Below are 12,560 nucleotides of genomic sequence, written 5' to 3' on the forward strand. Positions count from 1 at the left end.
ACATGTTGCTGATCGAATGTCCGTGGTGCGGGCCGCGCGCCGAATCCGAGTTCACGTGCGGCGGTGAAGCCGACATCGTGCGCCCGGTCGCGAACGAGACCATGACCGACCGCGAATGGGGCGAATACGTGTTCATGCGCGAGAACAAGCGCGGCCTGCACAAGGAGCAATGGCTGCACACGCAGGGCTGCCGCCGCTGGTTCAAGGTGACGCGCGACACGGTGACCTACGATATCAAGGGCTACGAAAAGTTCGGTGGCGCAGCTGCCGGCAACGCACACGAAGAGGGCACGAGCAAATGAGCCAGAAAGACCGCCTCGGCACCGGTGGCCGCATCAATCGCGCGATTCCGTTGACGTTCACGTTCAACGGCCGCACGTACCAGGGCTTCCAGGGCGACACGCTCGCGTCCGCGCTGCTCGCGAACGGCGTGCACTTCGTCGCGCGCAGCTTCAAGTACCACCGTCCGCGCGGGATCGTGACGGCGGACGTCGCGGAACCGAATGCCGTCGTGCAGCTCGAAACCGGCCCGTACACGGTGCCGAACGCGCGCGCGACCGAGATCGAGCTGTACCAGGGCCTCGTCGCGACGAGCGTGAACGCCGAGCCGTCGCTCGAGAACGACAAGTACGCGATCAACCAGAAGTTCTCGCGCTTCATGCCGGCCGGCTTCTACTACAAGACCTTCATGTGGCCGCGCAACATGTGGCCGAAGTACGAAGAGAAGATCCGCGAGGCCGCCGGCCTCGGCAAGGCGCCCGAAGTGCTCGACGCCGATCGCTACGACAAATGCTACGCGCACTGCGACGTGCTCGTGGTCGGCGGTGGCCCGTCGGGCCTCGCCGCCGCGCATGCGGCAGCGATCGCCGGCGCACGCGTGATCCTCGTCGACGACCAGCGCGAACTCGGCGGCAGCCTGCTGTCGTGCCGCGCGGAAATCGACGCGAAGCCCGCGCTGCAATGGGTCGAGAAGATCGAGGCCGAGCTGCGCAAGCTGCCCGACGTGACGATCCTGTCGCGCAGCACGGCGTTCGGCTACCAGGACCACAACCTCGTGACGGTCACGCAGCGCCTGACCGATCACCAGCCGGTGTCGATGCGCAAGGGCACGCGCGAGCTGCTGTGGAAGGTCCGCGCGAAGCGCGTGATCCTCGCGACCGGCGCGCACGAGCGTCCGATCGTGTTCGGCAACAACGACCTGCCGGGCGTGATGCTCGCCGGCGCGGTGTCCACCTACGTGCATCGCTACGGCGTGCTGCCGGGCCGCAACGTGGTCGTGTTCACGAACAACGACCGTGCGTACCAGACCGCGCTCGACCTGAAGGCATGCGGTGCGAAGGTGACGGTCGTCGATTCGCGTGCGTCGTCGAACGGCGCGCTGCCCGCGGCCGCGAAGCGGCAGGGCGTGACGGTGATGAGCGGTGCGGTCGTGACGGCCGCTTCGGGCAAGTGGCGCGTATCGTCGGTCGACGTCGCGTCCTACTCGAACGGCCAGACCGGCGGCAAGCTGCAGTCGCTGCCGTGCGACCTCGTCGCGATGTCGGGCGGCTTCAGCCCGGTGCTGCACCTGTTCGCGCAGTCGGGCGGCAAGGCGTGCTGGAGCGACGAGAAGGCGTGCTTCCTGCCGGGCAAGCCCGTGCAGGCCGAAGCGAGCGTCGGTGCGGCCGCCGGCGAGTTCGGTCTCGCCCGTGCGCTGCGGCTCGCGGTCGACGCGGGCGCCGAAGCGGCGAAGGCCGCCGGCTTCACGGCCGCGCAGCGCCCCGTCGCGCCGCAGGTCGCGGAAACCGTCGAAGGTGCGCTGCAGCCGTTGTGGCTCGTCGGCAGCCGCGAGGCCGCCGCACGCGGGCCGAAGCAGTTCGTCGACTTCCAGAACGACGTGGCGGCCGCCGACATCCTGCTGGCCGCGCGTGAAGGCTTCGAGTCGGTCGAGCACGTGAAGCGCTACACCGCGATGGGCTTCGGCACCGACCAGGGCAAGCTCGGCAACATCAACGGGATGGCGATCCTCGCGCAGGCGCTCGGCAAGACGATTCCGGAAACGGGCACGACGACGTTCCGCCCGAACTACACGCCCGTGTCGTTCGGTACGTTCGCGGGCCGCGAGACGGGCGACTTCCTCGACCCGATCCGCAAGACGGCCGTGCACGAATGGCACGTCGAGCACGGCGCGATGTTCGAGGACGTCGGAAACTGGAAGCGGCCGTGGTACTTCCCGAAGAAGGGCGAGGACCTGCATGCGGCCGTGAAGCGCGAATGCCTCGCGGTGCGCAACGGCGTCGGCATCCTCGACGCGTCGACGCTCGGCAAGATCGACATCCAGGGTCCGGACGCGGTGAAGCTGCTGAACTGGATGTACACGAACCCGTGGAACAAGCTCGAGATCGGCAAGTGCCGCTACGGGCTGATGCTCGACGAAAACGGGATGGTGTTCGACGACGGCGTGACGGTGCGCCTCGCCGACCAGCATTTCATGATGACGACGACCACCGGCGGCGCGGCGCGCGTGCTCACGTGGCTCGAGCGCTGGCTGCAGACCGAATGGCCCGACATGAAGGTGCGGCTCGCGTCCGTCACCGATCACTGGGCGACGTTCGCGGTGGTCGGCCCGAAGAGCCGCAAGGTCGTGCAGAAGGTATGCCAGGACATCGACTTCGGCAACGACGCGTTCCCGTTCATGAGCTACCGGAACGGTACCGTCGCGGGCGCGAAGGCGCGCGTGATGCGGATCAGCTTCTCCGGCGAGCTCGCCTATGAAGTGAACGTGCCGGCCAACGCGGGCCGCGCGGTGTGGGAAGCGCTGATGGCAGCGGGTGCCGAGTTCGACATCACGCCGTACGGCACGGAAACGATGCACGTGCTGCGCGCGGAGAAGGGCTACATCATCGTCGGCCAGGACACCGACGGCTCGATCACGCCGTACGACCTCGGGATGGGCGGGCTCGTCGCGAAGTCGAAGGACTTCCTCGGCAAGCGTTCGCTGTCGCGCTCCGATACGTCGAAGGAAGGCCGCAAGCAGTTCGTCGGCCTGCTGACCGAGGACGAACAGTTCGTGCTGCCGGAAGGCGCGCAGATCATCGCGAAGGACACGCAGGTGTCGGCGGTCGATCCGACGCCGATGATCGGCCACGTGACGTCGAGTTATTACAGCCCGATCCTGAAGCGCTCGATTGCGCTGGCGGTGGTGAAGGGCGGCCTGAACAAGATGGGCGAGAGCGTCGTGATTCCGCTGGCCAACGGCAAGCGCATCACCGCGAAGATCTCGAGCCCGGTTTTCTACGATACCGAAGGGGTGCGCCAGCATGTGGAATGAAACGAGAAACCAGACGCCGGTGGCGGGCGCGGGCGTGACGCTTGAATCGCCGTTCGTCGGCGCGGCCGATGTGCTGAAGCTGCACCAGGCACGCGCATCGAAGAAGTTCACGTTGCGCGAGCGGCCGTTCCTCGATCTCGTGAACGTGCGCGGCGAGCTGAGCGACCCGGCATTCGTCAGCGCGTTCGAGCGCGTGGTCGGCTGCCGGCCGCCGGCGGTGCCGAACACGGTGGCGCGCGGCGCCGAGTACGACGTGCTGTGGCTCGGTCCCGACGAGTGGCTCGTGCGCTCGAACGGGCCCGTGCAGGCGGGCGTGCTCGAGGCGCAACTCGCGGAGGCCGTGCAGGGTTCGTATGCGGCGGCCGTCGACGTCGGCAGCGGCTACACGGTCGTCGAGGTCAGCGGCGAACGCGTGCGCGACGTGATCGCGCGCGGCTGCCCGCTCGACCTGCATCCGCGCGTGCTCAAGCCGGGCCAGTGCGCGCAGTCGCACTACTTCAAGTCGCCGATCACGCTGATCCCGACCGGCGACGATACGTTCGAGATCGTCCTGCGCCGCAGCTTCGCCGACTATTTCGTGCGAATCATGCTCGACGCCGCGGCGCCGCTCGCATCATGAAGCCGTTCGACGAACCGTTCGTGGCGATCGACGCGCCGCGCCTGCGCGGGCGTGGCTGGAGCGTGTTCGTCGACGAACTGAAGGTGCCCGCGCGGATCGGCATTCACGCGCACGAGCACGAGGCGCCGCAGCCGATCGTGATCGATGCGCGGCTCGGGTATCGCTGCGAGCCGAGCGAGCAGGGCGAGTGGATCGACTACGACGGCTACTGCGCGCGCGTCGCGTCGTTCCTGTCGCACAAGCCGCATACGCGGCTGCTGGAGACGCTCGTCGCCGATCTCGCGGTGCTGTCGTTCCGCGAATGGCCCGCGCTGGAGTCGCTGACGCTGTCGATGTACAAGCCGAAGATCCGGCCGGGGACGAAGCGCGTGGGCGTGTCGCTCGACTGGACGCGCGGGGATTACCTGCGGTGGACGGGGGCGGCGGGGCAGCTTTGAGCGGGTAGGGCTGGTCGGCGGGATTCGGTCAGCACGAGACGGCGGCGCGGAGGCGTCGCCGTTTCCATTTATAATTCCTGAAATATGCGAACAATCGACGGTCATGTGCCGTCCTCAATTTTATTCCTGAAATACCGGAACAATTGGCCGTTCGGCCGTTGAACCACTATAATTCCGATATTTACGTAACTATGCCGTCAGCTGACTGTGACGGCGCTTTGTTCCTGAAATTTCGGAATTATGGCCCGCACCTTACCGCAACCCATCGCAGCACCCGACCCGTTCGCACCGGACCTTGCCGCCCTGGGCGCGCTCGTGCGCAACCGGCGCGCGCAGAACCAGATGCGGATCGACGATGCGGCCGACATGCTCGGCGTCTCCAAGGACGTGCTGTCGCGGCTCGAAAACGGCCGCGCGGTGAGTCTCGACAAGCTGTTCAAGGTACTGGACGGCTTCGGCCTCAATTTGCTCGTCGTGCCGAAACGCGACGTCCCGGCGGCGCGCAACGCATTGCGTGACACCTCGACGGTGCGCGCCGCTCCGCCAGGCTCGTCTGGTTTGCCCGAGGGCCCGTGATGATCCATCGTCTGCGCATTTCGGCCGATGGCTCGCCGGTCGGGCAGTTGACTTACGATGCCCGCCGCGACGACTACGGCTTTTCCTACGATCCGGCGTGGCTGGCACGCGGCGATGCGTTTGCGCTGTCGCCGTGCATTCCGCTCGACGGGGGGATCCCGCCGTCGGGTGCGATCCAGCGCTTCGTGGGCAACCTGCTGCCCGAGGGCCGCGCACTCGACGTGGCCGCCTCGATGTATCAGATGTCGAAGGACAACGTTTTCGGCCTGATTCGAATGCTCGGCAAGGAGCCCGTCGGTGCGTTGAGCTTCGTTCCGGACGACGGTTCGCCCGCGCGGGCGCCTGAGACCCTCGAACCCGTGCGCCGACCGATCTCCGCGGAGGAACTGACCGATCGGATCCGCAAGCGCGATGCGATTCCGTTTCCCGTCTGGGACGATCAGGTACGCCTGTCGATCGCCGGCCATCAGGACAAGCTGCAGGTGCTCGTCGAGGGCGAGCGGTATGCGCTTGTCGACGGGTCGCTCAGCAGCTCGCATATTCTGAAGCCCGAGTCGCGCAGCCCGCAGGCGCCGTTCATGGTGGCCAACGAGCATTTCTGCATGACGCTGGCGGCCCGCATGGGCTTGCCGGTCGCGCGTGTCGAGATTCGGCGCATCCCCGAACCGATTCTGCTGATCGAACGATTCGACCGGGTCGTGACGACCGATCCGGAGGATCCGCAGCGCGTGAGCGCGGTGCGGCGACTTCATGTCATCGATGGATGCCAGGCCCTCGACTTGCCGGCGACACTCAAATACGAACGCAATCTCGGCAACAACGCGGACGTACGCAATATCCGCGAAGGCGTGAGCTTCGAAAAGCTGTTTTCGCTGACGCCGTTTCTCGAGACGCCCGCCGCCGCGCGTTCGGCCATGTTGCGCTGGGCGTTGTTGCAACTGCTGATCGGCAACAGCGACGCGCACGGCAAGAACATTTCGTTTTTCGTCAGCAGCGGCGGGCTCGATTCGGCGCCGCTTTACGACCTGGTGTGCGTGAATGTCTACGGCGACGCCTATGTGCAGGACATGGCGATGGCGTACGGCGATGTGTTTCGCACCGAGGAGCTCACGGCTTTCGCGCTCGCAGACTTCGCGCATCGTGCGCGGATCCGGCCGGCGCTCGTTGCGCGTGAAATGACGCGTATGGCGAAGCTGGCCGGGAAGCTGGCTCCCGAACTGGCGGAATCCGGCGTGTATGCAGGCGACGAGCGTGCATGGGTACAGCGTATTTCGGAGTACGTGCGAGCTCAGGCCGAGCGCGTGCTGCGGATTGCGCCCATGGTGCCCAAGGTCAACGTCGAGCTGCTCTGACGCGCGCGGTGCGCTTACTTTGCGTTGCGGCTCGCGGCGGGCGCCGCGGGCGACGGATCGCTGACCGGCACCATGCGCGGGCTCGTGTCGTTCGAGCCTTTCGCGCCGTCTTCCGGTTCGAGCACGAAGCGGAACGTGTCGACCCGCTGCATCACCTTCGCCGCATACGCGTTGGAGCCGCCATAACTCCTCAGCCCGGCTTGCACGTTGCCGCCGGCCGCCCGCACATAGCCCGACAGGATTTTGGAGCCCGCTTCGACGTTCGCATTCGGCTCGGTGAGGTCCTTCACGTCGCGCAGCATGCCGCGGTGTGCTGCCGGCACGACCTGCATCAGCCCGGTCGCGCCATGCTGGCCGCGTGCTTTTTCCTGAAAGCGCGATTCGATCGAGATAATCGCGTAAACGAGTGCCGGAGGCAGCGAATATTTCGTCGCAGTGACGCTCACGATGTCGGCGAGCTTCGCGGCGCGCTCTTTCGCGACGCCGAATTTCTTCGTCAGGTAGGAGGTGATGCGGCGGTTTGCTTCGTTCGGCTGATCGTTCGCGAGCGGGGCGGAGGCCTCGGCCGGCGCGGATGCGGCCGCTTCGGGCGCAGAGGCAGGCAGCGTTGGCGCCTGCTGCGCGGAGGCCTGTTGCGCAATGCCGAGCGAAAGCACGATCAGCCAGAGAAACCGTCGTCGCATGGTGGAGTGCGGGGAAATGAGAGGCGCATAGTATATCGGCCAATCGTCGTGCGCGTTCGAGCGCAGGCTCGAATGAAAGCACGATGTAGGCTTGTATCGATGCGCGCGGCGCGCAGGCGGGATCGTTGCACGAACACGCATCGGAGTCCGGATGAAGCGCATCCGGTTTTTTCGCGCCCCCTTTTTCGCCCGCGACGCAGCGACTGCGGGTGCGTATTCCGCCTGCCCCGTGCTACGCCCGCCGCGCGCCCGCCGCCCGCGCGATCGCCCCGATTGCATCGCTGACCAGCACCGCGAGCAGCCCGACGATCACGCCGCCCTGCAGCACGAACGCAGTATTCGACGTCTGCAGGCCCGCGATGATCACGTCGCCGAGCCCGCGCGCGGCAACCGTCGAGCCGATCGTCGCGGTGCCGAGATTGATCACGACCGCGAGCCGGATGCCGTTCACGATCACCGGAAACGCGAGCGGCAGCTCGACCGACACCAGCTGCTGCCAGCCGCTCATCCCCATCCCGCGCGCGGCGTCGACGACGTCGCGCGGCACGTCCTCGAGCCCCGCGATCGTGCTCTCGAAAACCGGCAGGAGCCCGTACAGCACGAGCGCGATCAGCACGGGTTTCAACCCGAAGCCGACGGCCGGTACCGCGAGCGCGAGCACCGCGACGGGCGGAAAGGTCTGGCCGATGTCGACGACGCTGCGCGCGACCGGCAGGAAATCCGCGCCGGACGGCCGCGTGACCGCGATCCCGGCCGCGACCGCGATCAGCGTGCCGAGCAGGCTCGACAGCGCGACGGTGCCGAGATGCGCGAGCGTGAGATCGAGCAGGCTCGCGCGATCGTAGATGACCGGCGCGCCGTTGTCCGCGAACGGCGCGAACACGCCCTGCAGCCACGCGGGGCGCAACAGCAGCACGAGCAGCAGCGCGAGCGCGACCGCGCGCGCGACATGCGCGGGCAGCCGCCGCGGCCGGGGCGAAAGCGAACGCGCGGGCCGCGTCGTCATGCGGGCTTCCTCGCGTGCGCGCGGATCGCGTCGAGCGTGATGCGGCGCGCGGCGTGCCCGTTACCGCCTTCGACCGGCAATGCGTCCGCTCCGCGCCACAGCAGTTCGGACACCGCGTCGCGCAGCGTGCGTGTCGCGGCGATCGGTTCGCCGTCGGCGTGACCGGGCTCGGCCACCGCGTCGATCGGCGTCAGCGCGAGCAGGCGCAGCGGCCGGTCGACGCCGGCGACGAGCTGTTCGACGACACCCGCTGCCGGCTTGCCGAGAATCTCGGCCGGCGACGCGACCTGCAGCAGCCGGCCGCCGTCCATCACCGCGATCGTGTCGCCGAGCTTCAGCGCTTCCTCGATATCGTGCGTGACGATCACGACCGTGATGCCGAGGCGGCGCTGCAGTGCGTACAGATCGTCCTGCGCCTTGTTGCGGATGATCGGATCGAGGGCGCCGAACGGCTCGTCCATCAGCAGCATCGCGGGCTCGGCCGCGAGCGCGCGCGCGACGCCGACGCGCTGCTGCTGGCCGCCCGACAGTTCGTGCGGCAGCTTGTCCGCGAATTCGGACGGCGCGAGATGAAACAGGTCGAGCAGTTCGCGCACGCGCGCGTCGATGCGCTCGGCCGGCCAGCCGAGCAGCCGCGGCACGGTCGCGATATTGCGCGCGACGCTCCAGTGCGGGAACAGGCCGTGCCCCTGGATCACGTAGCCGATGCGACGCCGCAGCTGCTCGGGCGGCACGCTCGCGGTGTCGACGCCGTCGATGCGGATCGTGCCGCCGGTCGGCGCGATCAGCCGGTTGATCATCCGCAGCAGCGTCGACTTGCCGCTGCCCGATGCGCCGACGAGCGCGGTGATCGTGCCTTGCTTCATCGTCATCGATACGTCGTCGACGGCGACGACGTCGCCGAAGCGTTTGCCGATGCGTTCGATTTCGATCATGCGGTACGTCCCTTCGCGAGCGTGGTCGCGGCTTCGAACACGACGGCGGCCGCCAGCGCGAGCGCGATCGTCGGGATCGCGCCGAGCAGCACGAGATCGGCGGCCGATTGCCCGATTCCCTGGAAGATGAAGATGCCGAACCCGCCGCCGCCGATCAGCGCGGCGACCGCGGTCAGGCCGATGTTCTGCACCAGCACGATGCGCACGCCGCTCAGGATCACCGGCAACGCGAGCACGAGATCGACGCGCAGCAGCCGCTGCGCGCGCGTCATGCCCATCGCGCGTGCTGCTTCGGTCACGTGAGGCGGCACCTGCTCGAGCCCGACCACGACGCTCGACGCGATCGGCAGCAGCGAGTAGAGAAACAGCGCGAGCACCGCCGGCGCGACGCCGATCCCGCGGATGCCGAGCGCGGCCGCGAGCGGCACGTGCGCGGCGAGCAGGCCGAGCGGCGCCATCATCAGCCCGTACATCGCGATGCTCGGGATCGTCTGCACGATATTGAGCACCGGCATCACGACGGTGCGCACCGGCGCGACCCGCGCGCACGCGATGCCGAGCGGCAGGCCCGCGACGAGCGCGGCCGCGACCGAGCCGCCCGCGAGCGCGACGTGCCGGATCGCCTCGCGCCAGAAGTCGTCGTTGCGCACCGCGTATTCGCGCATCACGGACAGGCCGTCCCACCAGCCGCTCGCGAGCGGCAGCGATATCGCTGCCATGGCGACGGCGAGCGCGACGAGGCGTCGCCACGGGCCGAAGGCGAGCCGCGCGAGCGCGTCGGCGACGAGCACGGCCCACGCGAACAGCAGCAGCCACACGCCCGCCGCGGGCGACACGCGTGCGAGCGCGTCGTCGGCGGCGACGGCGTGCGTCGCGGCCGCACCGACCGCGTAGGCCAGCGTCGCGAGCCACGTGCAGCCGGCCGCGAGCCGCCATGCGGGACGGCTCGCCGTCATCGCCCACAACGCGCCGACGAGCCACAGCGCGGCGAGCGCGGCACCCTGAACGGCGGGCAGCGCGGCGAATACCGACAGCCCCGTGCCGGCCGCGATGCGGTTCGGCCGCAGCACCATGAACGGCATGCCGAACACCGCCACGATCGTCAGGACACCGATCAGGATACCGACCTTGTCGAGCGTGATGCGCCGCGCGGACGCCACCGCGCGACCCGTCACTTAACGAAGCCTTTCGACTTCAGGTAGCTTTTGGCCACGCCGGCCGCCGGTTCGCCGTTGATCTGGATGCGCGCGTTCAGCGCCTGCAGCGTCTTCAGGTCGAGGCTCGCGAACACGGGTTTCAGGAAGTCGGCGATTTGCGGATGCGCGTTCAGCACGGCTTCGCGAATCACCGGCGTCGGCGCATAGACGGGCTGCACGTGCTTGTCGTCGTCGAGCACGACGAGGCCGCTCGACGAGATGCCGCCATCGGTGCCGTACACCATCGCCGCGTTCACGCCGTCGGTCTGGTTCGCGGCGGCCTTGATCGTCGCGGCCGTGTCGCCGCCCGACAGCACGACGAGCTGATCGGGTTTCAGCTTGAAGCCGTATGCCTTTTCGAACGACGGCAGCGCGGATGCGCTGTTCACGAACTCGGCCGATGCCGCGAGCTTCAGCTTGCCGCCGCCCGCGATCCACTTGCCGAAGTCGGAGAAGGTCTTCAGGTGCTGCGCTTGCGCGACCGGCGCGAGCACGGCGACGCCCCACGTGTTGTTCGCGGGCGCCGGCGTCAGCCAGACGAGATGGTTCGCCGCGTAGTCGAGCTTCTTCGCGGTGTCGTAGCCCTGGCTCGCGTTCTTCCACAGGGAATCGTCGGCCTTGTTGAAGAAGAACGCCGCGTTGCCCGTGTATTCGGGGTAGATGTCGATCTCGCCGCTCGTGAGCGCCTTGCGCACGATCGGGGTCGTGCCGAGCGCGATCTTTTCGGTGACGGGGATGCCGTGGGCCTTCAGCACCTGTGCGATGACGTTGCCGAGCAGGTTGCCTTCGGTGTCGATTTTCGATGACACCACGACGGGCGTGTCGGCGTGCGCGCCGGGTGCGACGACTGCGGCGGCGAACGCGAGGCCCAGGATGCGGGCGGGCAGGGCGAGCTTCATCGGGGCCTTCTCCAGAACGGGGACGTACGCCGAAAGTTACTTGACTGAGTCGGCTTTGGCAAACCGCGTACGGCGGCACGTCCACAGCACGCGTGGGGGTAACCCGCATGCGTCGCACGCCGTTGTTACACTGGAGCGCATTCCCGCCTGCGGACACTTGCTGACATGAAACCCGAGCTACTGGTCCTTATCGCGCTGCGCGACGACGCGCACCGCCAGATCGCCGCGTCGTACGACGTCCACCATGCACCGACCGCCGAGGAACGCGAGCGCGCGATCGCCGAACACGGCCGCACGATTCGCGCGGTGTTGACCAACGGCAGCACGGGCCTGACAGCCGCCGAAATCGATCGTCTGCCGCAGCTCACGTTCGTCAGCGCGCTCGGCGCCGGCTACGAGCACATCGACGTCGCGCATGCGAAGGCGCGCGGCATCACCGTGGTGACGGGCGCGGGCACCAACGACGATTGCGTTGCCGATCATGCGTTCGCGCTGCTGCTGGCGGCGGTGCGCAACGTCGTGCAACTCGATGCGAAGACCCGCGCGGGCGTATGGCGCGACGCGCTGCCGATGCCGCCGAACGTGTCGGGCAAGAAGCTCGGTATCGTCGGGCTCGGCAAGATCGGCGAGAAGTGCGCGCGGCGCGCGGCCGGCTTCGACATCGAGATCGGTTATCACAACCGTTCCGGGAAGGATGTTCCGTATCGCTATTTCGAGCGTGTCGAGGCGCTCGCGCAATGGGCCGATTTCCTGATCGTCGCGACGCCGGGCGGCGCGGGCACGCGTCACCTCATCGACCGCGCGGTGCTCGATGCGCTCGGCCCCGGCGGGTTTCTCGTCAACGTGTCGCGCGGCAGCGTTGTCGATACCGCCGCTTTGGCGGATGCGCTGCGCGAACGGCGCATCGCGGGCGCGGGGCTCGACGTCTACGAAGGCGAGCCGGAGCCGCCGCGCGCGCTGACGGCGCTCGACAATATCGTGCTGACGCCGCACATGGGCGGCTGGTCGCCGGAGGCGCTCGATCGCTCGGTCCAGCAGTTTCTCGACAATGCGGCGCGACATTTCGCCGGGGAGCCGGTGCTGACGCCGCTGTGAGTGTGGTCCGTGCGGCGCGCGGGCATGTATCCGCAACCCGCACGCGAAAATCGGAAAAATTCGCATCATGGCCGGCCATTCGGCGCCGGAACGTCGATCCCGCTGCAATGACATCGCATTCCATGCCGTCTGGCTGCTGCCGGACGTGTGCCGTTCATGGAGACGATCGATGACTATCGCTGCCGTACCCTTCGTGCCGAGCCGCGGCGCGATCAGCCGCCACCCGCGCGAACATGCCGGCGACGATCAGCTCGTCGAGCGCGCGAACGTGTGGCCGGATGTCGTGCCCAGGCGTGTTGCGGCGGGCTGAGCCGCGTTGCCGATGAAGAACGGCGCCACCCAACGGTGCAGCATCGCCGCGTGGCGCCCAGGGTGCGTTTCGTGTGGATTCGGGCGCGTGCGATCGTTCACGATCGCACGCGCATCCTTTGGGCCACCGCGCCCGTTTTGCG

13 protein-coding genes are annotated in these 12,560 nt (G+C 67.9%); 8 read left to right on the plus strand and 5 right to left on the minus strand.

All coding sequences use genetic code 11. The annotated features are described in order from the left end of the window. Positions 1–2: 2 nt before the first annotated feature. From DIE17_RS23145 to DIE17_RS23170, 6 genes are all read left to right on the plus strand, one after another. Positions 3–302: a sarcosine oxidase subunit delta gene (locus DIE17_RS23145; protein ID WP_124485108.1), complete on the plus strand. Its 300-nt coding sequence runs from the start codon at positions 3–5 to the stop codon at positions 300–302. Next, positions 299–3,310 (plus strand): sarcosine oxidase subunit alpha family protein, encoded by a 3,012-nt coding sequence (locus DIE17_RS23150; RefSeq protein ID WP_044844413.1) that lies wholly within the window; start codon positions 299–301, stop codon positions 3,308–3,310. The genes DIE17_RS23145 and DIE17_RS23150 overlap by 4 nt, the downstream gene beginning before the upstream one ends. Continuing rightward, complete coding sequence (locus DIE17_RS23155; protein WP_044844412.1) at positions 3,300–3,929, plus strand: sarcosine oxidase subunit gamma; 630 nt, start codon at positions 3,300–3,302, stop codon at positions 3,927–3,929. Before DIE17_RS23150 ends, DIE17_RS23155 begins: the two co-directional genes overlap by 11 nt. Beyond that, positions 3,926–4,366, plus strand: a complete 441-nt coding sequence (locus tag DIE17_RS23160; RefSeq protein ID WP_006749884.1) for a dihydroneopterin aldolase — start codon at positions 3,926–3,928, stop codon at positions 4,364–4,366. The genes DIE17_RS23155 and DIE17_RS23160 overlap by 4 nt, the downstream gene beginning before the upstream one ends. A gap of 240 nt (positions 4,367–4,606) precedes the next feature. After that, complete coding sequence (locus DIE17_RS23165) at positions 4,607–4,942, plus strand: helix-turn-helix domain-containing protein (protein WP_124666866.1); 336 nt, start codon at positions 4,607–4,609, stop codon at positions 4,940–4,942. Continuing rightward, the gene (locus DIE17_RS23170; RefSeq protein WP_124921371.1) at positions 4,942–6,294 is read left to right on the plus strand and encodes a HipA domain-containing protein; all 1,353 of its coding nucleotides are present in this window, start codon (positions 4,942–4,944) and stop codon (positions 6,292–6,294) included. The genes DIE17_RS23165 and DIE17_RS23170 overlap by 1 nt, the downstream gene beginning before the upstream one ends. A gap of 14 nt (positions 6,295–6,308) precedes the next feature. Here DIE17_RS23170 and DIE17_RS23175 read toward each other — a convergent pair whose 3' ends face one another. The 5 genes from DIE17_RS23175 to DIE17_RS23195 all read right to left on the minus strand — a co-directional run bounded on the left by DIE17_RS23175 (position 6,309) and on the right by DIE17_RS23195 (position 11,013). After that, a complete protein-coding gene (locus DIE17_RS23175; protein ID WP_124921317.1) occupies positions 6,309–6,977 on the minus strand; it encodes a lytic transglycosylase domain-containing protein in 669 nt (222 codons plus the stop codon). 232 nt (positions 6,978–7,209) lie between these two features. Continuing rightward, positions 7,210–7,983 carry an ABC transporter permease gene (locus DIE17_RS23180; RefSeq protein ID WP_124921318.1) on the minus strand — a complete coding sequence of 258 codons (774 nt, stop codon included), beginning with the start codon at positions 7,981–7,983 and terminating at the stop codon, positions 7,210–7,212. Beyond that, positions 7,980–8,918 carry an ABC transporter ATP-binding protein gene (locus tag DIE17_RS23185; RefSeq protein ID WP_124485112.1) on the minus strand — a complete coding sequence of 313 codons (939 nt, stop codon included), beginning with the start codon at positions 8,916–8,918 and terminating at the stop codon, positions 7,980–7,982. Before DIE17_RS23185 ends, DIE17_RS23180 begins: the two co-directional genes overlap by 4 nt. After that, the gene (locus DIE17_RS23190) at positions 8,915–10,093 is read right to left on the minus strand and encodes an ABC transporter permease (protein ID WP_124921319.1); all 1,179 of its coding nucleotides are present in this window, start codon (positions 10,091–10,093) and stop codon (positions 8,915–8,917) included. The genes DIE17_RS23185 and DIE17_RS23190 overlap by 4 nt, the downstream gene beginning before the upstream one ends. Next, positions 10,090–11,013, minus strand: coding sequence for an ABC transporter substrate-binding protein (locus DIE17_RS23195; protein WP_124921320.1), 924 nt, complete (start codon positions 11,011–11,013; stop codon positions 10,090–10,092). Before DIE17_RS23195 ends, DIE17_RS23190 begins: the two co-directional genes overlap by 4 nt. 165 nt (positions 11,014–11,178) lie before the next feature. Between DIE17_RS23195 and DIE17_RS23200 the strand changes: the two genes are divergently transcribed. Both DIE17_RS23200 and DIE17_RS37525 read left to right on the plus strand, forming a co-directional pair. Next, positions 11,179–12,108, plus strand: a complete 930-nt coding sequence (locus DIE17_RS23200; RefSeq protein ID WP_124921321.1) for a 2-hydroxyacid dehydrogenase — start codon at positions 11,179–11,181, stop codon at positions 12,106–12,108. A 169-nt stretch (positions 12,109–12,277) separates the two neighbouring features. Continuing rightward, positions 12,278–12,418 carry a hypothetical protein gene (locus tag DIE17_RS37525; RefSeq protein ID WP_185735397.1) on the plus strand — a complete coding sequence of 47 codons (141 nt, stop codon included), beginning with the start codon at positions 12,278–12,280 and terminating at the stop codon, positions 12,416–12,418. The last annotated feature ends 142 nt before the right edge of the window (positions 12,419–12,560 follow it).

The organism is Burkholderia sp. Bp9099 (assembly GCF_003857805.1).
Taxonomy (GTDB): domain Bacteria; phylum Pseudomonadota; class Gammaproteobacteria; order Burkholderiales; family Burkholderiaceae; genus Burkholderia.